General features: G+C 69.1%; 20 protein-coding genes and 2 tRNA genes. 9 read left to right on the top strand and 13 right to left on the bottom strand.

Annotated features, from left to right (window positions below):
• Positions 1-106: 106 nt before the first annotated feature.
• The 4 genes from BLW00_RS14630 to BLW00_RS14615 form a co-directional block, all read right to left on the bottom strand.
• Positions 107-772: an ATP-dependent Clp protease proteolytic subunit gene (locus tag BLW00_RS14630; protein WP_092555407.1), complete on the bottom strand. Its 666-nt coding sequence runs from the start codon at positions 770-772 to the stop codon at positions 107-109.
• 35 nt (positions 773-807) lie between these two features.
• On the bottom strand, positions 808-1401 hold the full coding sequence (locus BLW00_RS14625) for an ATP-dependent Clp protease proteolytic subunit (RefSeq protein ID WP_092555405.1): 594 nt from the start codon (positions 1399-1401) through the stop codon (positions 808-810).
• A 146-nt stretch (positions 1402-1547) separates the two neighbouring features.
• Positions 1548-2918 (bottom strand): trigger factor, encoded by a 1371-nt coding sequence (gene tig, locus BLW00_RS14620; RefSeq protein WP_175494291.1) that lies wholly within the window; start codon positions 2916-2918, stop codon positions 1548-1550.
• A 40-nt stretch (positions 2919-2958) separates the two neighbouring features.
• Positions 2959-3033, bottom strand: a tRNA-Pro gene (locus BLW00_RS14615).
• Positions 3034-3138: 105 nt separating this feature from the next.
• Between BLW00_RS14615 and BLW00_RS14610 the strand changes: the two genes are divergently transcribed.
• A tRNA-Gly gene (locus BLW00_RS14610) sits at positions 3139-3209 on the top strand.
• 71 nt (positions 3210-3280) lie between these two features.
• On the opposite strand, the gene BLW00_RS14605 is transcribed toward BLW00_RS14610, so the two are convergent.
• Positions 3281-4222 (bottom strand): LysR family transcriptional regulator, encoded by a 942-nt coding sequence (locus tag BLW00_RS14605; protein ID WP_245741600.1) that lies wholly within the window; start codon positions 4220-4222, stop codon positions 3281-3283.
• A 100-nt stretch (positions 4223-4322) separates the two neighbouring features.
• Here BLW00_RS14605 and BLW00_RS14600 point away from each other — a divergent pair, with 100 nt between their 5' ends.
• On the top strand, positions 4323-5723 hold the full coding sequence (locus tag BLW00_RS14600; RefSeq protein ID WP_092555399.1) for an MFS transporter: 1401 nt from the start codon (positions 4323-4325) through the stop codon (positions 5721-5723).
• Positions 5720-6499 (top strand): 3-hydroxybutyrate dehydrogenase, encoded by a 780-nt coding sequence (locus BLW00_RS14595; RefSeq protein ID WP_245741599.1) that lies wholly within the window; start codon positions 5720-5722, stop codon positions 6497-6499. Before BLW00_RS14600 ends, BLW00_RS14595 begins: the two co-directional genes overlap by 4 nt.
• 52 nt (positions 6500-6551) lie before the next feature.
• Here the strand turns inward: BLW00_RS14595 and BLW00_RS14590 are convergent, their stop codons facing one another.
• Positions 6552-7724 carry a DUF4190 domain-containing protein gene (locus tag BLW00_RS14590; RefSeq protein WP_139256724.1) on the bottom strand — a complete coding sequence of 391 codons (1173 nt, stop codon included), beginning with the start codon at positions 7722-7724 and terminating at the stop codon, positions 6552-6554.
• Positions 7725-7819: 95 nt separating this feature from the next.
• On the opposite strand from BLW00_RS14590, the gene BLW00_RS14580 reads away from it, so the two are divergent.
• The 4 genes from BLW00_RS14580 (at position 7820) to BLW00_RS14560 (ending at position 10025) form a co-directional block, all read left to right on the top strand.
• Entirely contained in the window at positions 7820-8161 is a 342-nt protein-coding gene (locus tag BLW00_RS14580; protein ID WP_092555393.1) for a hypothetical protein, read from the top strand.
• Between the two features lie 4 nt (positions 8162-8165).
• Positions 8166-8960 carry a nitroreductase family protein gene (locus BLW00_RS14575; RefSeq protein ID WP_092555391.1) on the top strand — a complete coding sequence of 265 codons (795 nt, stop codon included), beginning with the start codon at positions 8166-8168 and terminating at the stop codon, positions 8958-8960.
• A 275-nt stretch (positions 8961-9235) separates the two neighbouring features.
• Entirely contained in the window at positions 9236-9466 is a 231-nt protein-coding gene (locus BLW00_RS14565; RefSeq protein ID WP_092555387.1) for a hypothetical protein, read from the top strand.
• Between the two features lie 73 nt (positions 9467-9539).
• Positions 9540-10025, top strand: coding sequence for a Dps family protein (locus tag BLW00_RS14560; protein WP_092555385.1), 486 nt, complete (start codon positions 9540-9542; stop codon positions 10023-10025).
• Positions 10026-10162: 137 nt separating this feature from the next.
• Here BLW00_RS14560 and BLW00_RS14555 read toward each other — a convergent pair whose 3' ends face one another.
• From BLW00_RS14555 to BLW00_RS14540, 4 genes are read right to left on the bottom strand one after another with little or no spacing between them, the layout of a single operon-like run.
• Positions 10163-11866, bottom strand: coding sequence for an amidohydrolase (locus BLW00_RS14555; RefSeq protein ID WP_092556136.1), 1704 nt, complete (start codon positions 11864-11866; stop codon positions 10163-10165).
• Positions 11867-11901: 35 nt separating this feature from the next.
• Positions 11902-12537 (bottom strand): FMN-binding negative transcriptional regulator, encoded by a 636-nt coding sequence (locus tag BLW00_RS14550; RefSeq protein WP_092555383.1) that lies wholly within the window; start codon positions 12535-12537, stop codon positions 11902-11904.
• A gap of 2 nt (positions 12538-12539) precedes the next feature.
• Positions 12540-13628, bottom strand: coding sequence for an Fpg/Nei family DNA glycosylase (locus BLW00_RS14545; RefSeq protein WP_092555381.1), 1089 nt, complete (start codon positions 13626-13628; stop codon positions 12540-12542).
• Positions 13629-13656: 28 nt separating this feature from the next.
• Positions 13657-14145, bottom strand: a complete 489-nt coding sequence (locus BLW00_RS14540) for a ribose-5-phosphate isomerase (RefSeq protein WP_092555379.1) — start codon at positions 14143-14145, stop codon at positions 13657-13659.
• A gap of 46 nt (positions 14146-14191) precedes the next feature.
• Between BLW00_RS14540 and BLW00_RS14535 the strand changes: the two genes are divergently transcribed.
• On the top strand, positions 14192-14965 hold the full coding sequence (locus tag BLW00_RS14535; RefSeq protein WP_092555377.1) for a DUF4184 family protein: 774 nt from the start codon (positions 14192-14194) through the stop codon (positions 14963-14965).
• Here the strand turns inward: BLW00_RS14535 and BLW00_RS14530 are convergent.
• Positions 14958-15572, bottom strand: coding sequence for a mycothiol-dependent nitroreductase Rv2466c family protein (locus BLW00_RS14530; RefSeq protein WP_092555375.1), 615 nt, complete (start codon positions 15570-15572; stop codon positions 14958-14960). The genes BLW00_RS14535 and BLW00_RS14530 overlap by 8 nt on opposite strands.
• A 96-nt stretch (positions 15573-15668) precedes the next feature.
• On the opposite strand from BLW00_RS14530, the gene pepN reads away from it, so the two are divergent.
• Entirely contained in the window at positions 15669-18221 is a 2553-nt protein-coding gene (gene pepN, locus BLW00_RS14525) for an aminopeptidase N (RefSeq protein WP_092555373.1), read from the top strand.
• Positions 18222-18345: 124 nt separating this feature from the next.
• Here the strand turns inward: pepN and BLW00_RS14520 are convergent, their stop codons facing one another.
• Together BLW00_RS14520 and BLW00_RS14515 are read right to left on the bottom strand one after the other, a co-directional pair.
• The gene (locus tag BLW00_RS14520; protein ID WP_092555371.1) at positions 18346-18882 is read right to left on the bottom strand and encodes a TetR/AcrR family transcriptional regulator; all 537 of its coding nucleotides are present in this window, start codon (positions 18880-18882) and stop codon (positions 18346-18348) included.
• 14 nt (positions 18883-18896) lie between these two features.
• Positions 18897-20384: an MFS transporter gene (locus BLW00_RS14515; protein WP_092555369.1), complete on the bottom strand. Its 1488-nt coding sequence runs from the start codon at positions 20382-20384 to the stop codon at positions 18897-18899.
• Between the last annotated feature and the right edge of the window lie 97 nt (positions 20385-20481).

Raw genomic sequence — 20481 nt, 5'->3', positions numbered from 1 at the left:
CCAAGATGCAGCGACAGCCGGGGCGTCCGCGAAGAAGGAGATTCTGCGGACGGCCCGGCTGTCACTCAACCAGTCCGTTTCGGGCATGGCCCGGATGGGTTCTTCTCTAGCTGACGAGCGCGGGGACGTTCTTGCGCGACGAGAGCACCTGGTCGATGAGGCCGTATTCCAGCGCCTCCTCGGCCGAGAGGATCTTGTCGCGGTCGATATCCTTGTTGACCTGCTCGAGCGTGCGGTTCGAGTGGTGCGAGAGCGTGCCCTCGAGCCACTCGCGCATGCGCAGGATCTCGCGCGCCTGGATCTCGATGTCGGATGCCTGTCCGCCGCCCTGGCCGGTGGCCGGCTGGTGGATCAGGATGCGCGCGTTCGGCAGCGCGAGTCGCTTGCCCGGCGTCCCGGCCGCGAGGAGCACGGCGGCGGCGGAGGCCGCCTGGCCGAGGCACACGGTCTGGATCTGCGGACGCACGTACTGCATCGTGTCGTAGATCGCGGTCATCGCGGTGAACGAGCCACCGGGAGAGTTGATGTACATCTCGATGTCGCGATCCGGGTCCTGCGACTCGAGCACGAGCAGCTGGGCCATGATGTCATCGGCCGAGGCGTCGTCGATCTGCACACCGAGGAAGATGATGCGGTCCTCGAACAGTTTCGCGTAGGGGTCCTGGCGCTTGAAGCCGTAGGCCGTGCGCTCCTCGAAGCTGGGGAGGATGTACCGGCTCGAGGGCGTCGTGCCGTTGCCGTACGCGCTCGCACCGAATGTGGGGGTCTCCATGAGTCCTTTTCCTTTTCTCGTGAATCCGGTGCCGGCTAGGCCTGGTCCGCCGCGGTGCCCGCGCCGCCGATGACGTCGCTCGCGAACTCGCGCACGTGGTCGACGAACCCGTACTCCAGCGCCTCCTGGGCGCTGAACCAGCGGTCGCGGTCTCCGTCTTCGTTGACCTGCTCGACGGTCTTGCCGGTCTGGGCTGCGGTGAGCTCGGCCAGACGCTGCTTCATGCTCAGGATGAGCTGGGCCTGGGTCTGGATGTCGGACGCGGTGCCGCCGAAGCCACCGTGCGGCTGGTGCAGGAGCACACGAGCGTTGGGCGTGATGTAGCGCTTGCCCTTGGTGCCCGACGTGAGGAGGAACTGGCCCATCGATGCGGCCATTCCGATGCCCACGGTCACGATGTCGTTCGGAACGAACTTCATGGTGTCGTAGATCGCCATGCCGGCCGTGATCGAGCCGCCGGGCGAGTTGATGTAGAGGTAGATGTCGCGCTTGGGGTCTTCAGCCGCGAGCAGAAGGATCTTGGCGCAGATCTCGTTCGCGTTGTCGTCGCGAACCTCTGACCCGAGCCAGATGATGCGGTCCTTCAGCAGACGGTCGAAGACGCTGGATGGAAGAGCCGTTTCGGCCATGTGTGTCGCTCCAATTCACTTGCAGTGGTTTGAATCTACTGGGTGCAACCGGCCGCGGGGGCTGTGTTCGCCGTCGGCAGAGCCGGGAACGGCGAAGGGCCCGCATCCGTCACCGGATGAGGGCCCTTCGTGGCGTGCCGCGAGGTCTAGTGCGAGTGACCCGCGTGGTCGTGGTCGTGACCGGCGTGGTCGTCGGCACCGAGGGTGCTTGCGCCCACGAGGTTCTCGCCCTCGTCGTCGGCCGCGAGGGTGGTGAACTCGGAAATGTCGACGGCCTTGCCGTCGGTGTCGACGACCTTGGCCTTCGACAGGATGATCGCGAGCGCCTTGTTGCGGGCGACCTCGGCGACCATGGCCGGGATCTGGTTCGACTCGGAGAGGATCTTCACGAACTCGTTCGGGTCCATGCCGTACTGGGCGGAGGACTGCACGAGGTACTGGGTGAGCTCGTCTTGCGAGACCTTGACCTCTTCTTTGTCGACGACCGCGTCGAGCAGGATCTGCGTGCGGAAGGTGTTCTCGCTCGACTCGGTGACCTCGGCGCGGTGCACGTCGTCTTCGAGGCGGTTCTCGCTCTCGAGGTGACGCTGCACCTCGTCTTCGATGAGCGCGGGCGGAACCGGCACGTCGACCTTCTCGAGCAGGCTCTCGACGATCTTGGTGCGGGCCTCGGAGGCCTGACCGAACGCCTTCTGCTTCTCGACCTGGCTCTTGAGGTCGGCCTTCAGCTCGTCGAGGGTGTCGAACTCGCTCGCGATCTGGGCGAAGTCGTCGTCGGCCTCGGGCAGCTCGCGCTCCTTGACGGCGTTCAGCGTCACGGTGACGAGCGCGTCGCGCCCGGCGTAGTCGCCACCGAGGAGCGGTGCCTCGAAGGTGGTGGTCTCACCCGCGGTGAGAGTGTCGAGCGCCTCGTCGATGCCCTCGAGCAGCTCGCCCGAGCCGATCTCGTAGGAGATGCCGGAGGCGGTGTCGACCTCCACGTCGTCGACGGTGGCGACCAGGTCGAGCTGGGCGAAGTCGCCGGTCTTGGCGGGGCGGTCGACCGTGACGAGGGTGCCGAAGCGGCTGCGCAGGCGCTCGAGTTCCTCGTCGACATCCGCATCGGTCACGACGGCGGGCTCGACGGTGACCTCGAAGCCCTCGTAGTCGGGAAGCTCGATCTCGGGGCGCACGTCGACCTCGATGGCGAGCTCGAGGTCGCCGGAGAAGTCGGCGGCCTTCGGCCACTCGACGATGTCGGCCTGCGGGCGGCCGAGCGGACGCAGCTCGTTCTCGTTCACGGCGGCGCGGTAGAAGCCGTCGAGACCGTCGTTGACGGCGTGCTCGAGCACGGCCTCTTTGCCGACGCGCTGGTTGATGATGGGCGGCGGCACCTTGCCCTTGCGGAAGCCGGGGATGTTCACCTGTTCGGCGATGTGGCTGTACGCGTGATCGATGCTGGGCTTCAGCTCGTCGGGGGTGACGAAGATGGCGATCTTCACACGCGTGGGGCTGAGCTTTTCGACCGTGGTCTTCACGTTGGGGTCTCTCCTGATGGTTGTGAGGTTCGGCGTCGTGTCGGGGCGACAGGATTCGAACCTGCGACCTCCCGCTCCCAAAGCGGGCGCTCTAGCCAAGCTGAGCTACGCCCCGGCGGCGAAATGGCCTCGGCAAGTCTACTGCACGCCCGAGGGCCGACACACAGCACCCCCGAAGCTGTACTACGATGTTCGGGTGCCTGGGGTGAAAGCCCCTCGCGGGGATGTAGCTCAATGGTAGAGCCTCAGTCTTCCAAACTGATCACGCGGGTTCGATTCCCGTCATCCCCTCTGTGTTGTTCGCGACGCCGCCGCTCCTGCGGCGTCGCAGCGGCCCGTTGTGGGCGTCGATGTGCGGGCCACTACTCACGTGTCACGGGGACGCCGCCGAGGAGTTCTTGGGACATGCCCTTGGTCTGGTCGCGGACGGCCTGGACGACCGCGGCGACCGCTGGCAGGACCAGTGAGTCCGGCCGTAACACCATCCAGTAGGCCAGCCTCTCCGCGAAGTCATCCGGGAGAAGGCGTACGAGGTCGGGGTGCCGGTCGGCGACGAAGCAGGGCAGGAATCCGATTCCGGCGCCCGCTCTCGTGGCCTCCACGTGCACGAAGACGTTCGTCGACGTCAGCGAGTCGCGCATGGTCGGAACGAGCCGACGGGGTGCGTCGAGGTCGTCGACCTCGAGCATCGAGTCGATGAAGTAGACGAGCGGATGCTCGCACAACTCCTCCGCCGTCGCCGGCACGCCGTGGCGCTCGAGATAGTCGCGCGAGGCGTACATGCCGAGCGTGTACTCGCCGAGCAGGAAGGTCTCGGCGCGGTTCACCTGGGGGCGCCCGACGACGACCTCGATGTCGAGACCGAATCTGTGCTGCAGCGCCCGGCGCGTGACGGTCACGATCTCGACTCGGAGATCGGGGCGCTGCCCCTGCAGCCGGGCGACCGCCGGCGCCGCCACGAAGGCACTGAACCCGTCCGTGGCCGACATGCGCACGACGCCGGACAGCCGAGGCGATTCGGCAGGATCCGACTCCAGCATCGCCATCGCCGACTCGACGCCCTCCGCCGCCCGCATCGCCTGGCGCCCCAGTGCGGTGACCTGCCAGCCGCCGCCGGCCCGCGTGAGCACCCGCCCACCCAGGCACCGCTCGAGAGCCGCGATGCGCCGTGAGATCGTCGTGTGGTTCAAGCCGAGAGCCGCCGCAGCGGTCGTGAAACGTCCGCTCCGGGCGACCGCGAGCAGCACCAGCAGATCCTGCGGGTCGGGCGGTTGGTGGGCGATCGAGGGCGATCGAGGCGGCATATCTGCAATTATGCACATCGCCTGCGACGAAGTGGCCATTGCTGACGCATCGATCTGCACGAATACTCGTCCTGTCAACGATGACCCCGAAGGAGCAGTCATGAGCGTGAACCAACGCCTCACCACCGATGGCCCGGATGCGCGGCGATCCCGCGAGACAGAGGCCGCCCCGAAAGGTCTGAAGACCGTCGTGATGGCGTCGATGGCCGGCACGGTGGTCGAGTGGTACGAGTTCTTCCTGTACGCCACCGCCGCCAGCCTCGTCTTCGGCACGGTGTTCTTCCCGAACGCCGGCACCCAGCTCGACGGCATCATCGCCGCCTTCCTCACCTACGCGGTCGGATTCGTGGCCCGTCCGCTCGGCGGAATCGTCTTCGGGCAGATCGGTGATCGACTGGGCCGCAAGCACACCCTGCAGGTCACGATCCTCCTGATCGGCGCCGCCACCTTCTTGATCGGCTGTCTGCCGGGGTTCGACACCATCGGCTACTGGGCGCCGGCGCTGCTGGTCGCCCTGCGCTTCATCCAGGGCTTCGCCCTCGGCGGCGAATGGGGCGGTGCGGTGCTCCTCGTCGCCGAACAGAGCCCCGACCGCTCACGCGCCTTCTGGTCGAGCTGGCCGCAGGCAGCCGTTCCCGTCGGGAACCTCCTGGCCACCCTGGTGCTCCTGACCATGTCGGGCATCCTGCCCGCCGACCAGTTCCTCGGCTGGGGCTGGCGAGTCGCGTTCTGGCTCTCGGCCGTGATCGTGCTGGTCGGCTACTACATCCGCACCCACGTGAACGAGGCACCCATCTTCCTCGAGGCGCGCGCCGCGACCGAGAGCGCCGCACGCTACGGCGCCCTCGAAGTGGTGCGGCGCTACCCGGGCGGCGTGCTGAAGGCCATGGGCCTGCGGTTCGCGGAGAACATCCTCTACTACATCATCGTCAGCTTCTCGATCGTGTATCTCGTGACCGTGCACCAGTACGACACCAGTCAGCTCCTGCTCGCGCTCCTGATCGCCCACGCCGTGCATTTCGTCGTGATCCCCCAGGTGGGCCGACTCGCCGACCGGATCGGACGCAAACCCGTCTACTTCGCCGGCGCAGTGCTCGGCGCCACCTGGGCGTTCTTCGCCTTCCCCCTGTTCGACACCCTCAACCCGGTGTTGATCGTGCTGGCGATCGCCGTGGGACTCTGCTTCCACGCACTCATGTACGCCGGGCAGCCCGCGATCATGTCGGAGATGTTCCCCACCCGGATGCGCTACTCCGGCGTGTCGCTCGGCTACCAGGTCACGTCGATCCTCGCGGGTTCGCTCGCGCCCATCATCGCGTCGGCCCTGCTGCAGCAATACCACTCCTGGGTGCCGGTGGCGATCTACATCCTGATCGCCTGCGCCATCACGGCCGTCACCGTTCTCACCCTCCGTGAGACGCGCGGGGCCTCGCTCCGCGACATCGACGCGGCCGACGCCCGCCGGGCAGCCTCCGAGACGACGGGAAGCCGATCCTCGTGAGCTACCACCCCGGCGCCCTGCCCCTCCAGGGCCGCCACGCTCTCGTGACCGGCGGGGCGAGCGGCATCGGTGCCGCGAGCGTGCGGGCGCTGGCGGAACGCGGCGCGCACGTGGTCGTGGCCGATCGCGACGATGAGGCGGCGGCGGCCCTGGCGACCGAAGTCGGGGGCACCGCCTGGGCCGTGGATCTGCTCGATCCGGATGCGCTCCAGGACGACCGGCTGGCGGAGATGCTCGCGCCGGTCGACATCCTGGTGAACAACGCCGGGGTGCAGAGCATCGGTCCGATCCAGGATTTCGATCCCGCCGACTTCCGCCGCATCCTCACGCTGATGCTCGAAGTGCCGTTCCTCCTGGTGCGCTCGGCCCTGCCCCACATGTACGCCCGGGGATTCGGCCGGGTGATCAATGTGTCGTCGGTGCACGGGATTCGCGCGTCCACCTTCAAGAGCGCGTACGTGGCCGCCAAGCACGGCCTCGAGGGCTTTTCGAAGGTCACGGCGCTCGAAGGCGGGCCGCACGGCGTCACCAGCAACTGCGTCAATCCCGGTTACGTGCGCACCCCGATGGTCGAACGGCAGATCGCCGACCAGGCGGCCGTGCACGGCATCGCCGAGTCGGAAGTGCTCAGCCGGGTGCTGCTCACCGAGAGCGCCATCAAACGCCTCGTCGAGCCCGAGGAGGTCGGCTCGCTCGTGGCGTGGCTCGCCTCCGACGACGCGGGCATGGTCACGGGCGCGAGCTACACGATGGACGGGGGCTGGTCGGCGAGGTGAGTCGAACTCACCCCGCCGACCGGGAGCCCGGGGCGACTGAAGCCGCCCGCCCTCAGTTCGTGAAGCGGGCCGTGGTGTACTCGAATCCGGGAGCCACGTCGTAGACGATGTCGTTCGCATCGGCGACCGAATAGGCCTCGACGTAGGTCACCGTCTGCCCCGCGGGGATCGAGTCGACCGGCGGCAGGCCCTGGATCCCGTTGTCGGGGTCGATGATGAGGCTCGCGGCGACGCCGCCTGAGGTGACGGTGGAGAACGAGAACGGCTGGTAGTCGGCGGCGGTGCCGTTGACGATCGTGACCGTGAACTGGAGGTTCACCGCCTGATCGGTGCCCACGGCGTTGCCCGACGGGGTGAACGGCGTGGGCTCGGAGACGGAGATCTCCATGCCGTCGTCGTAGGTGACGACCTGGCCGAACTGGGCCGCGATCACGTCGCCGGAGCCGTCATCCGTGCCGTCGTCGGGCGCGTCGGTGGCGAAGGGGTCGTCGCTCGGCAGTGGATCGATCGGGATCGGCGTGATGGTGGACAAGCCCTCGTCGATGGCCTGGTTCACCGCTCCGATGAAGCCGAAGGTGTAGACGATCGCGAGCACGATCGAGAGGATCAGGGCCACTCCCGAGAGGATCGTGCCGCCGATCGCAAGACCCTTGCTCCGGCCCTTGCGCACCAGGGCGATGATGCCGAGCACGAGGCCCACCAGGGCGACGAACCAGACCGCGTAGTTGAGGAACGGGATGAACGCGCCGATGAAGGCGACACCGCCCACGATGATCGAGGCGATGGCCAGGCCGTTGACGCCGCTCGGTGGGGCGACGGGCGGCGGGCCGCCGTACTGCGGCGGAACGGGCGGCTGGCCGTACTGGCCGGGAGGGGCCTGGCCCGGGGGAACCTGCCCGGGCGCCTGCGCATAAGCCGGCGGCGGCACGTAGGCGGGCGGCGGCTGGTAAGGCGGCGGCGAATCCGAACCGGAGGCGCCCGCTCCGGGAGGCGCGACCGGCGGCACCGGGGGCGCGGGCGGAACGGGCGGATACGCGGTCGTGGGCGTCGTATCCGGGGCCGGCGGAGCGACCGGGGGCACGGGCGGGGCCGGGGGTGCTGGCGGAGCCGCGGCCGGCGCCGGCTGCTGCGGCTCCTCGGGAAGCGGCGGAACGGGCGGAATCGAGCCGTCGTTCTCGTCGTCGGAATTGTCGGTGGGCCCTGGGCCGGGTGGAAGATTCGTCACCTTTCCCAGTGTGGCACTGGGAAAGGCGGAATGCACCCGCATCCGGGGGTGAATTCGCCGCTCAGCCCCGAGGCCGCGTTCGGTAGTCTGACGAAATGACTCCCCGGCCGCTCTTCGTCGCGGCGACCGCGAGCTACCTCGCGAACTGCGCGCTGGGTCTCGCCGTGGCGACGCGGACGATCGACACGCGACGCATCCGCTGGGTTCATCACGCCGTCTACATCAGCACGGCGACTCTCTCCGGAGCCGCCGGCAGTTCCCTCCTTTGGCACCCAGGTGACAACCGGGCCGCGCTGGCGTTGCTGCCGGCCGCCGCTCCGCTCGCGGCGATCCCCCGGGTCAGCGCCCGCACCCGCGGCCACGTCGCTCTCGCCCTGACGGCCGCCCCCTTCTTCGTGACCAGCCTCATCCTCTCCTTCTCACGATCCCGGAGGTAGCCCGGTGGATTTTCTCGACGTGGTGCGCCGCCGCAAGACGACCAACGGGCCGTTCCGCCCCGATCCGGTGTCGGAGGAGCACCAACGCCTCCTGATGGAGGTCGCCGGTCGCGCGCCGTCGCAGCTGAACAGCCAGCCCTGGCGCTTCGTGATCGTCGACGACCGCTCCACCATCGAGCGGATCGCCGGCATCAGCGGCGAGAGCATGACCGAGGCGATGTCGAACGGCACCTTCTTCGAGCGCTACAAGCCCTACTTCCGCTTCACCGCCGCCGAGATGGCCGAGAAGCGCAGCGGGATGCTCTTCGACAAGCTGCCCGCGGCTCTCCGGCCGTTCACGAAGCAGGTCTTCACCGCGCGCGGGCAGAGGATGATGAACACCTTCCGCGTGCCGCAGACCCTCGGGGAGGAGAACCGCAAGCTCGTGGCCGGGTCGCCGCTGCTCATCGGCGTGATGCTCGACCGCGCCGAGTACCGCCCCGGCGAGCTCTCCTCGTTCTACTCCGTGTTCAGCATGGGGGCGGCGATGGAGAACCTCTGGCTCACCACCGTGGAACTCGGGATGGGCATCCAGTTCGTCTCCTTCCCGATGGAGGTGCCGGGAAAGTGGGAGCTCATCCAGGAACTGCTCGGCGTTCCCGACGACCTCGAGCTGATGGCGGTCTACCGGCTGGGCTACCTCCCGGTCGAGCAGCAACGGCCGGCGATCGACTGGTCGAGCCACGAGCGCAAGCGGCCCTCGCAATACGTCTTTCGCAACACCTGCGCCACGCCGATCACGGAGTGGGACGAGCGCTAGTCTCGTCAGCACACCTGCGACGAGAGGCGAGCCATGTCCGATGAAGAACTGTCCGGCCCCGAGTTCACCGGCGAGACGGCCCTGCAGGCCTCGCCACTCGAGGTGAAGATCTCGTTCTGGCTCTGGCTCGCCGAGGCCATCCTGTCGGTCATCGGCGGGCTGGGGTTCGCTCTCGTCGCCGGCGCGATCCCTCTCGTGGTGGGGGTCGAAGACTCCGAGGCCGCCGTGCTGGTCGGGCTGTTCGTCACGGCGGGCATCCTGATAGCCCTGGTGGCGTGCTCCGTATCGTGGCCGCGGTCTTCATGCTGCGCGGCCGCGTCTGGGCTCGCAACACCCTCACCGTGCTCGGCGTCATCGGATTGGTGGGGGTCTACTACGAGTTCCTCAGCAACCCGGGCACCGCCATCGCCCACGCGCTGGTCACGATCGTGGCGATCGTGGCGATGTACCTGCCCAATTCGAACGCCTACTTCCGGCGCCCGTTCCCGGCCTCCGAGGATATTTAGCCGAGCCTCAGCTTGCTTGCGGCATTTTTCTGGCTGAGTACCGTTGAGGCATAGGGAATCGGAAGGACACCCAATGACTGAGGTAATCACCACCCCCACCAGCACCACGAGCCCGGATGTCGCCGCCGCCGCAGCGCAGTTCCTCGGCCCGGTGGTCATCGAACTCCAGGCCCTCGCCGTGAACGGCAAGCAGGCCCACTGGCACGTGCGCGGCGCCAACTTCATCGGCGTGCACGAGCTGCTCGACCAGGTCGTCGACCACGCGCAGGACTACGCCGACACCGCCGCCGAGCGCGTCGTCGCCCTGGGCCTGCCGATCGACGCCCGCATCCAGACCGTCGCCGAGAAGACCGGCGCCGGCAAGATGCCCGCCGGCTTCCTCGCCTCGGATGCCATGATCACCTCGATCATCGAGCAGATCGACGTGGCGCTCGCCGTTGTGAACAAGGCGGTGAAGGAACTCGACGCCATCGACCAGACCAGCCAAGACGTGGCGATCGAGATCGCTCGCGGCCTCGACAAGGACCGCTGGTTCCTCTTCGCGCACATCGCCGCGTAGCTCCTCCCCCTCGCGAAAGCGGGCGCGCCCTCCGGGGTGGCGCCCGCTTTTTCGTGTGCGGCGCTGCCCTCCATCGAATCGCCAGATTCCGCCGCTATCGCACCAGGCATTACGGCGTGTCTTGGCGACTCGATGATTCAGAGGGCGCGGTGGGTGGGGCGACCCGCGAGGAGGGTGAGGGCGACCGGCATCGTGCGGAGGCGAGCGGCGTCCGCGGTGGCGTCGCCGGGGGCACCGGGGGCGGCCGCGAGCGGGTCGGCATCCGTCACCGCGAGGTCGGCGGGGGCGCCGACACGGATGCGCGTGCCCGAGCGGGTGGACGCAGCGAGCGCGGCCTCGGCCGGGATGCGCTGCTCCGGATGCCACGGCTCACGCCCGTCGCGGGTGCGGCCGACCGCGGCCGCCATCGTGATCCACGGGTCGAGCGGTGCGACGGGGGCGTCAGACCCGAGCGCGAGCGTCGCCCCGGCCTCGAGCAGGCTCGCGAGCGCGAAGGAGCGGTCGGTGCGACCGGCCCAGAAGCGGTCGGCGACGTCACGGTCGTCCATCGCGTGCTCGGGCTGCACGCTCGCCACCACGCCGAGAGCCGCGAAGCGCGGGACGTCGGCCAGGTCGAGCAGCTGCGCGTGTTCGAGCGAGCCGGCGCATCCGACGCTCTCGAAGACGTCGAGCACCAGGCGGTTGGCATGGTCGCCGATCGCGTGCACCGCGGGCACGAAGCCGGCAGAGGTCGCGCGTTCCAGGAGGTCGCGCAGCTCGGCGGGCGGCACGGTGAGGAGCCCGCGGGAGTTCGGCCGGCCTTCGAGCCCGGGGTACTCGTCGAAGCAGTAGGCGGTGCGGGTGTTGAGCGATCCGTCGGTGATGACCTTGAACGGTCCCACCCGCACGAGCCCGGCGTCGTCGACCACGTCGCCGGTTCGCAGGCCCTCGGCGATCGCGCGGTCGAGGTGTTGCGGGTAGATGCCGAACTCGACGCGGAGCAGGTCGTGGCCGGCCGCCGCTCGACGCTGCCAGACCTCGTGGTTCCAGGTCATCTCGAGGTCGACGATGCCCACGACGCCGCGGGCCGCTGCGGCGCGGGCGGCGTCGAGCGCCCAGGCGTCGACGGTGGCGGCGGGCACGTCGTCGAGGGCCCGTTGCACGGCGAACGCGTCGTCTTCGCGCAGCACCCCGGTCGGATGCCCCGCGCGGCCGAACCGGGCCAGTGCCGCCGAGTTGAGCCAGCAGCAGTGCAGGTCGCCCGACACGAGCACCACCGGGCGGTCGCCGCTGACGGCATCGAGCGCGACGGCGGTCGGTTCGTCGCTCCACAACCCGTCACGGAACCCGAACCCCACGAGCACGTTCCCGTCGCCCCCCACGCCAGCCCGGGCGACGGAGGCTGGTACACCGGTCGCTGCCCCGACCGCGCCCGCTGAGCCCTCCGCGGATGCAGCACTGGACATACCCGACAGAGAGGTCGCGCTCACGCTGCCCGCGGCCCCCGCGCCGCGCTCCACCGCCTCGCGCACCAGCGCCACCGTCTCGCCCGCCGAGCGCGCGGCCGAGACGTCGAGGCGGCGCGAGACCGCGGCCCAGGCGCTGAAGTGCACGTGGTTGTCCCAGAGGCCCGGGATCACCCAGCGTCCGTCGAGGTCGATGCGCTCGACGGGACCGCTGCCGACACCCTCCGGCGACACCGCGTCGTTGTCATTTCGGGAGGACGTGGGGCGAAGCGTGGCCGTATTCGGGGTCGGTCGCGCTGTGCTCCTCCCGAAATCGACGGCGGTGCCCGCCGGCACGATCGCGGCGACCCGGCCGTCGACGATCGTGACGTCGACCGGCTCCGTTTCGCCGGGCATCCGCGCACCCGCCAGCAGCACCGGGTCGGGAGCGCTCACGCGCCGAAGACCTCGGGGTTGGCCAACCGCACCTCCCGCGCCAGCTCGGGGCTCGCATAGGGCCCCGAACCCTCGAGTTCCGACACGATCCGCCGCTGGGTCGCCTCGTCGCGGTTCTGGCTCATCTTCAGCTTCGCCGTGAACCGCGTCACCGGCAGCCGGAAGCCGACGGTGCCGGCGCTGATGCGGTCGGCGTAGGCCGAGTTCTCGAGGGTGCCGCGCATCCGTCGCGGCTCCGGCATCGGGTCTTCGAAGTGGTCGACGAGCTGCTCGAGCACCCGCAGGTTCTCGTCGGTGGGGAGCATCTCGGGCACCCCGTAGAGGTGCGCGGTCACGAAGTTCCAGGTGGGCACCGCGGGCGACGGGTCGTACCAACCCGGAGAGATGTAGCCGTGCGGACCCTGGATGATGACGAGCACCTCGTGCTCGCCCCACTCGTGCAGACGCTCATCCGGGCGGCCGACGTGGCTGACGATGGCGAGCTCGTCGCGCGTGTCGTCGACGAGCACCGGATAGTGCGAGGCGACGAGGCCGTTCGAGGTCGGCGAGACGATCGTGGCCCAGGGGTTCTCGCCGATGAGCCGGCGGATCTCGTCGGGGTCGGTCAGGTCGAAGACGGGGTTGTGCCGCACCCCTACACCTGGTCTTTCGGGCACCAGTAGAGCTTGCGGCCGCCGAGTTCCTCCATGAGGATGTTCGTTCCGCAGACGCGGCAGGGCAGGCCCTCGCGCTTGTAGACCCAGTGCCGGTCGGCGCGACTCGCCATCGCCTTGGCGTAGGCAGCGTCGTCGAGGCCGTCCATGGTGAGCATCTGCCCGGTGCGCACACCGAGGTCGAGCAGGTAGGCCCAGTCGCGCCAGAGGGCGCGCACGGTGTCGGTGGGCACGAGCTTGCCCGGGGTGTGCGGCTCGAGTCGGGCGCGGAAGAGCATTTCGGCGCGATACACGTTGCCGATCCCGCTCACGACGCTCTGATCCATGAGCAGCAGCGCGATGGGCGTCTGCTTCTTCATGACTGCGGTGACGAAGCGCTCCTCGGCCGCCGGCGAATCGTCGAGAAGCGGATCGGGGCCGAGCTTCGCGATCACGGCATCGACCTGCGCCGGGTCGAGCACCTCGCAGGCGGTGGGGCCGCGCAGGTCGGCCACAGCGGTCTCCGTGAGCAGGCGCACGCGCACGGCACCGACCGGCTCGGGCGGGAAACTGCCGTACTCCTCCCCCGCCTTCTCCTGCTCGGCCATCCTCAGGCGGGCGCGGCGCGGGGCGCCGATGGAGCTGATCGAGTCCTCGCCGTCGGCGTCGTCAGGGCCCTCGGGAACCGGGCGCGCCGCATCCGTGGTCGTCGCGGTCGCGACATCCGCCTTCGCCGCCTCGCCGATCGCGATCTCGTCGATCGTGCCCTCGGGGGTGTCGCCCAGGGTCGTGCCGCGCTGGTTGGTCTGCCCCATCCGGCCGCCTGCCGAGCGAATGGTGGCATCCGTCGTGATGTCGCCCGCGAAGTCCCAGGCGCCGTAGATGCCGAGGTGCACGCGGAGCCAGATGACCCCGTCGAACTCGAGGAACATCTGCTTTCCGACGGCGCGCGACGCGGTCATCGTCTTGCCGTCGAGGAGCGACGCGCCCTCCGCGAAACGGCCCTGCGGGGAGCTCACCGTCACCCGTCTGCCCACGAAATTGCGCGCGAACTGACGCGCGATCCGGTGGACGGAATGACCCTCGGGCATCGGTTCTCCCTCTGGTGACGACGTGCGCCTACGCGTCGATGTGGCGGTCGGCGATCGTGCCGGTGGTCTCGTATTCGGCCAGCTGGGCGATGCGGCGCACGTGCCGCTCCTCCAGCGAGAACGGTTCGTTCACGAAGAAGTCGATCAGCGCCAGCGCCTCTTCGACGGTGTGCTGGCGGGCGCCGATGGCCACCACGTTCGCGTCGTTGTGCTGGCGGGCGAGCTTGGCGGTGGCCTCGCTCCAAGCGAGGGCGGCGCGCACCCCTTCGACCTTGTTCGCGGCGATCTGCTCCCCGTTGCCCGATCCGCCGAAGACGACTCCGAGCGCCTCGACGCCCGCACGCTGGTCTTCCACCACCGCGTGAGCGGCGTTGATGCAGAACGAGGGGTAGTCGTCGATCGGGTCGTAGGACTCGGGCCCGTGATCGATGACCTCGTGACCGGCGGCGCTGAGGTGCTTCTGGATCTGCTTGCTGAACTCGAGCCCGGCGTGGTCGGTGCCGATGTGGATTCGCATGGAATGAGTTTATTGGTGGAGGAGGACGGCCGGGTACGCTGCCGGGGTGCCGTTCACCGTGAGTCATGCGATCGTCGCCGTGCCGTTCGCCCGCACGGCGCTGCCGGCCGGTGCGGTGGCCGCGGGAGCGATGGCGCCGGACCTGCCGCTCTTCCTGCCCGTGGGGTTCGACTACGAATCGACGCACGAGCTGCCGTGGTTCCCGGTGACCGGACTGGTGCTGGCGTTCGCGGCATTCGCGCTGTGGCGCGTGGTGGTGCGCCCGGTGGCGCGGGAGGTGTCGCCGCGAGCGTTGGCGGAGCGGCTACCCGCCGAGTGGTCGGGCTCGGCCGCAGACGGATGGCGGTCGCTCGCGCGCTCCGGACGCGAAGCCGCCCTGCTCGTCGCCGCCCTCGCGATCGGCGTCGCGACGCACGTCGTGTGGGACGGATTCACCCACGCGGGTCGATGGGGTGGAGCACTGCTCCCGGCTCTCGACGAGAGCATCGCGAGCATCCCGCTCGCCGTCTGGCTGCACTACCTCAGCTCTCTGCTCGGACTCGTGGCGCTGATCGTGTGGCTCGTCGTGTGGCTGATCGGTCGCCGCTCGATTGCCCAGCGGGGTGACGCGCGCGGAGTCTCAGCGCTGTTCTTCTGGGCTGCGGTGGCCCTGGGCGCGGCGGCCGGAGCCGCCGTCGCCCTTGCGATCACCCCGCACCGCGCCGGCGCATCCGGGCTCTTCGATCTCGGGCTCGGGGTTGTCGAGGCGGCGGGCGGGTGGCTCGCGATCGCAGCGGTTCTCTCCGGCGCCGTCGTCCAACTCGCCCGACGCGTCAGTTGAAGATGGGCTCGCGGGTGCGGGTGCGCTTGATTTCGAAGAACCCGTCGTAGGAGGCGGCGGCCACGACGCCGTCCCACAGCGTAAGCGCGATATCGCCCGTGGGGGCCGGGCTGATCACGGGTCCGAAGAAGGCCGTGCCGTTCACCGCGATGACGGGGGTGCCGACATCCTGCCCCACCCGGCCGATGCCGTCGAAGTGCGAGGCGCGCATCTGCGGGTCGTACTCGTCGGACTCCGAGTACGCCGCGAGCGACGCCGGGAGCCCGACCTCGGCGAGCGCCGCCGGGATGACCTCGTCGGGGTCGAGGGAGCCGCCCGGGTGGATGCGCGTGCCGAGCGCGTCGTAGAGCGGCTTCACGACCTCCTGGCCGTGCAGCTCCGCTGCGGCCGCGACGAGCCGCGTGTAGCGCAGGGCGCGAGGGAAGAAGGCCTTGTACGAATCCGGGATGTCGTCGTTGTTCTCGTTCAGCACGGCGAGGCTCATGATGTGCCAGGTGACGTCGAGGTCGCGGTGCTCCGCCACCTCGTCGACCCAGCGGGAGGTCATCCAGGCCCAGGGGCAGGAGGGGTCGAACCAGAAATCAACAGCTGTCTTCGTAGAGGTCATGCTTCGTCGAACCACGCATCCATCGCCACCATTCCGGATGCCCCGGCCCGCGCGCCCCCGTTAGGCTGATCGGGCAATCGAAAAGGAGAGCAACCAGTGCCAGGAGAAAACCTCACCCGCGCCGAAGCCCAGGAGCGTGCCGCGCTCATCGCGACGCAGAGCTACGACGTCGTGCTCGACCTCACAACAGGTCCCGAGACGTTCCGCAGCACCACCACCGTGCAGTTCACCGCGACCGAAGGCGCTGAGACCTTCATCGACGCGATCACGCGCACGGTGCACGCCGTGACCCTGAACGGCGAGTCGCTCGACCCCGCCGAGGTCAGCGACGGCGTGCGCATCCAGCTGCCCGGTCTGAAGGCCGAGAACACGCTCGTGGTCGACGCCGACATGATCTACACCAACACCGGTGAGGGCCTGCACCGCTTCGTCGATCCGGTCGACGACGAGGTCTACCTCTACAGCCAGTTCGAGGTGCCCGACTCCCGCCGCATGTTCGCGGTGTTCGAGCAGCCCGACCTCAAGGCCACCTTCACCTTCACCGTCACGGCGCCCGACTACTGGGAGGTCGTGTCGAACTCCCCCACGCCCGAGCCCGTCGCGGCCGTCGCCGGCGAGTCCGCCACGTGGGCCTTCGAGCCCACCCCGCGCATCTCCTCCTACATCACCGCCATCGTGGCCGGCCCCTACATCGTGGAGCGCAGCTCGCTGACGAGCGCCGACGGCCGCGAGATCCCGCTCGGGGTGTTCTCCCGCGCATCCCTCTCGCAGTACATGGATGCCGACTACATCTTCGAGAAGACCCGCGAGGGCTTCGCGTTCTACGAGCAGAAGTACGACTACCCCTACCCCTTCGCCAAGTACGACCAGCTCTTCGTGCCCGAGTTCAACGCGGGTGCGATGGAAAACGCGGGTGCGGTGACCTTCACCGAGACCTACGTGTTCCGCTCGAAGGTGACGGATGCGGTGCGCGAGCGCCGGGTCGTCACCATCCTCCACGAACTGGCCCACATGTGGTTCGGCGACCTCGTGACCATGCGCTGGTGGAACGACCTGTGGCTGAACGAGTCGTTCGCCGAGTACATGTCGACCCTCGCCACCGCCGAGGCCACCGAGTGGAAGGAGGCCTGGACCACCTTCGCTGCCATGGAGAAGAGCTGGGCCTACCGACAGGACCAGCTGCCGTCGACGCATCCGATCGTCGCCACCATCAACGACCTCGAAGACGTGCAGGTGAACTTCGACGGCATCACCTACGCCAAGGGCGCCTCCGTGCTGAAGCAGCTCGTGGCCTGGGTGGGCCAGGACGAGTTCATGGCCGGCGTCGCCGCCTACGTCAACAAGCACCAGTTCGGCAACACCGAGCTGAACGACCTGCTCACCGAGCTCGAGACCACGAGCGGCCGCGACCTCACCGAGTGGTCGCAGCTCTGGCTCGAGACCGCGGGCGTGAACACGCTGCGGCCCGAGATCGAGGTGAACGCGGATGGGGTCATCACCTCGTTCGCCGTGCTGCAGGAGGCGCCGCTCGACTACCCGACCATCCGTCCGCACCGTCTGGCAATCGGCTTCTACTCGGTGTCCGACGACCGTCTCGTGCGCGAGTACCGGGTCGAGCTCGACGTCGACGGCGAGCGCACGGAGGTTCCGGAACTGGTGGGGCGCGAGCGACCCGATCTGGTGCTGCTCAACGACGACGACCTCGCCTACGCGAAGATCCGCCTGGACGCCTACTCGCTCGACATCGCGATCGACCACCTCGCCTCGATCGAGAGCCCGCTGGCGCGCTCGCTGGTGTGGGGGTCGGCCTGGGACGCGACGCGCGACGCCGAGACCCGCGGCCGCGATTTCGTGCGCCTCGTGCTCGGCAACATCGCCACCGAGACGGAGTCGACCACGATCCGCACGGTGCTCGGGCAGCTCGTGCTGACCGCCACACAGTACGTGGCTCCCGAGGTGCGCACCGAGACCATCCGCACCGCCGCCGACGCGTTGTGGAAGCTGGCTCTCGACGCCGCACCCGGGTCGGATGCGCAGTTCCAGTTCGTGAAGTTCTTCGCCGCCCTCGCGGGCACCGAAGAGCAGCTCGAGAACGTCGCACACCTGCACGACGGCACCGTGATGCTCGAGGGTCTCGACATCGACACCGACCTCACCTGGGAGCTGCTCATCGCGCTCGTGGCGGGCGGGAAGGCCGGTCAGGCCGAGATCGACGCCACCCTCGCGTCCGACAACACGGCCTCGGGTCAGCAGTCGGCGGCGCACGCGACCGCGGCCATCCCGACACCCGAGGGCAAGACGGCCGCGTTCGCGTCGCTCGTCGACACCGACACGGCGCCGAACGCGATCGTGCGGGCCACCGGGCTCGGGTTTCAGCGGGGCAGCGACCCGTCGCTGTTCGAGCCGCTGGTGCCGCGCTATTTCGCGGCGCTGCAGTCGCTCTGGGCGAATCGCAGCTACGCCATCGCCGCCTCCGTCATCAACGGCCTCTACCCGGCAGCCCTGGCGAACCAGGAGCTGCGCGATGCGACCCAGGCCTGGCTCGACGACCCGGCGAACGCGGGCATCCCGGCGCTCCGTCGCCTGGTGATCGAGAACCTGGCGGGCGTCGATCGCGCGCTGGCGGCGCAGAAGCGCGACAGGGGTTAGGTTCCTGAGTCGCCGGGTCGGGTGACCGGGCTGTGTCAGCCGCCGTGGGGGCCGTGCTTCGCGCGGCCTCCACGGGCGTCCGGGAGCGGCTCGTTGCGTTCGGTCTCATCGCGCCTGTGCGGAGCTATGAGGTGCGCAGGAGAGTGGCGATCCGGTTGGCCAGGGCTTCGCGCAGCGACGGCGGGATCTCCTCCGTGTTGATCGCGTCGTAGGCCCAGAGACCGTCGGCCGCCAAGCGGAGCACGAAGCGGTCGAAGGCCGCCGGGTCGGTCGCTGCTTCGGCGGTCGTCGGCGTCCACCGGTGCTGGATCGCGTCCCACAGCGCGGCGTACTCGGGGTTCTTCGAGCCTTCGAGCAGCAGGGCCATCTCGGCGCTGGAGGCGCCCTGCGACGCCAGCGCGTAGGCGGCGATGCGCTCGTCAGGGGTGGCTTCAGCAGCGGGCTTTCCGGCGAAGCCCTCCAGTTGCTCCTCCCAGAGCGCAGCGAGATGCTCGTGCAGGGCCAGCTCGAGTGCGGCCTTGCCGCGGAAGTGGTAGGTGATGCCACCCCGGGTCAGCCCCGCCTCCTCCGCCGTGGCTTCGAGCGTCAGGCCGCGCAACCCCTCCCGCTCCACCACGCGGATCGCCGCGTCGAGCACGCGCGTCTTGTTGTTCTGGCGCATCCGTGCTCCTCCGGTCAGGGCTGGGTCTGGTGTTCGGTGTGAGGCTGCTCGGCCGAGTCTTCCACGCCGGTCTCGGGCAGCGGATCGTGCCCCGCCGGCCGTCCCGCACCGCGGAGCAGAACTGCCGCCAGCGCAGTCGAGACCGCGAGCACGGCCGCCACCACGATTATCACAGTGCTGAACCCGATGTCGGATGCCGCGACCACGACGCCGGCCCCACCGGCATCCGCCACCCCGTGCCCGACACCGTAGGCCGAGGTCACGACGCTGCCGAGCACGGCGACCGCCACGAGGCTGCCGAGTTCGTACGACACCTCCTCGACGGATGACGCCATGCCCGCCCGGTGCGCCGGCACGCGACTCATGATGACCGACGAGGCACAGGCCATCACGAAGCCGAGCCCGGCGCCCGCGACGACGAGTCCTACGATGAGCCATCCCCAGCCGGCCGGCAGCAGAACGAGCGAGGCTGCTGCACCCACGGTCGCGATGCCCAGCCCGCCGACGATGAGCAGGCGCGGCCCGGTGCGATGCAGGACCGCCCCGCCGAGGAGCGAGGTCGGCAGCGAGCCGATCGCGAGGCTCGCCACCACGAATCCGGCCTGGAGGGGCGTGAATCCCTCCACCACCTGGAAGCGCTGTGCCGTGACGAGTTCGACACCGGCAACCGCGAACAGCGAGACCCCGGCCACCACGACGCCGGCGACGAGCACCGGGTCTCGGAAGATCGCCAGGTCGAGCAACGGATGCTCGAGCCGGCGTTGGCGGTGGGTGAAGAACCCGAAGGCCACCACGGCGAGCGCGATCGCCACCCCGGCGACCGGCCAGGACGTGCCGGTCTTCGTCAGTTCCTTGAGCGCCACGACGAGGGCCGCGAGGCCGAGGAGGGCCTGCAGCGAGGAGAGCAGATCCCAACGGCGCGAGCGGTCGGGAACGCTGCGAGGCGCCACGAGCAGGGTCACGACCAGGGCTGCGGCGACGATCGGCACGTTCACGAGAAACACCGAACCCCACCAGAACCACTCGAGCAGCAGCCCACCCACGATGGGACCGAGGGCGGCGCCGACGATCGCGACACTCCCCCACACCGCGATGGCGACGTTGCGCTCCCTCTGGTCGGCGAAGGCGAGCCGGATGAGCGCGAGCGTCGCCGGCATCATCGCGGCGGCACCCACGGCGAGCAGCCCGCGGGCCGCAATCAGCACCAAGGCTGTCGGTGAGAACGCCGCCAGCAGCGACGCGGCACCGAACACCGTGAGGCCGATGACGAACATCCGGGTGTGCCCGACACGATCGCCGAGGGTGCCGGCGCCGAGGAGCAGGCCCGCCATCACGAGCGGGTACGCGTTGATGATCCAGAGACTCTCGGTGGCACCGGCTCCGAGTTCGCGGGTGAGCGTCGGGAGGGCGGTGTAGAGGATCGAGTTGTCCAGCGTGATCAGCAGGAGTCCGGCCGACACGGTCGCCAGGAGGATCCACCGCCGTTTGGCGTCGAGAAGCATGAAGTCATCCGTTCAGAAGGTCTGACCTAACTATACATGCATGTTTGTATAGTTTGCAGACTTCCCGGAGGATCTGCCAAGGGTGTCACCGTAGGAT

This window comes from Herbiconiux ginsengi (assembly GCF_900107435.1).
GTDB classification, from domain to species: domain Bacteria; phylum Actinomycetota; class Actinomycetes; order Actinomycetales; family Microbacteriaceae; genus Herbiconiux; species Herbiconiux ginsengi.
The sequence above is the reverse complement of the archived record's forward strand: the minus strand, read 5'-3'. Positions and strand labels throughout refer to the sequence as shown.

What these genes read in the sequence shown, in the direction of transcription:
- BLW00_RS14630 (WP_092555407.1), bottom strand. Translation starts at nt 772, where the DNA reads ATGGAGACCCCCACATTCGGTGCGAGCGCGTACGGCAACGGCACGACG.
- BLW00_RS14625 (WP_092555405.1), bottom strand. Translation starts at nt 1,401, where the DNA reads ATGGCCGAAACGGCTCTTCCATCCAGCGTCTTCGACCGTCTGCTGAAG.
- BLW00_RS14605 (WP_245741600.1), bottom strand. Translation starts at nt 4,222, where the DNA reads ATGCCGCCTCGATCGCCCTCGATCGCCCACCAACCGCCCGACCCGCAG.
- BLW00_RS14600 (WP_092555399.1), top strand. Translation starts at nt 4,323, where the DNA reads ATGAGCGTGAACCAACGCCTCACCACCGATGGCCCGGATGCGCGGCGA.
- BLW00_RS14580 (WP_092555393.1), top strand. Translation starts at nt 7,820, where the DNA reads ATGACTCCCCGGCCGCTCTTCGTCGCGGCGACCGCGAGCTACCTCGCG.
- BLW00_RS14560 (WP_092555385.1), top strand. Translation starts at nt 9,540, where the DNA reads ATGACTGAGGTAATCACCACCCCCACCAGCACCACGAGCCCGGATGTC.
- BLW00_RS14555 (WP_092556136.1), bottom strand. Translation starts at nt 11,866, where the DNA reads ATGCCCGGCGAAACGGAGCCGGTCGACGTCACGATCGTCGACGGCCGG.
- BLW00_RS14545 (WP_092555381.1), bottom strand. Translation starts at nt 13,628, where the DNA reads ATGCCCGAGGGTCATTCCGTCCACCGGATCGCGCGTCAGTTCGCGCGC.
- BLW00_RS14540 (WP_092555379.1), bottom strand. Translation starts at nt 14,145, where the DNA reads ATGCGAATCCACATCGGCACCGACCACGCCGGGCTCGAGTTCAGCAAG.
- BLW00_RS14530 (WP_092555375.1), bottom strand. Translation starts at nt 15,572, where the DNA reads ATGACCTCTACGAAGACAGCTGTTGATTTCTGGTTCGACCCCTCCTGC.
- BLW00_RS14520 (WP_092555371.1), bottom strand. Translation starts at nt 18,882, where the DNA reads ATGCGCCAGAACAACAAGACGCGCGTGCTCGACGCGGCGATCCGCGTG.
- BLW00_RS14515 (WP_092555369.1), bottom strand. Translation starts at nt 20,384, where the DNA reads ATGCTTCTCGACGCCAAACGGCGGTGGATCCTCCTGGCGACCGTGTCG.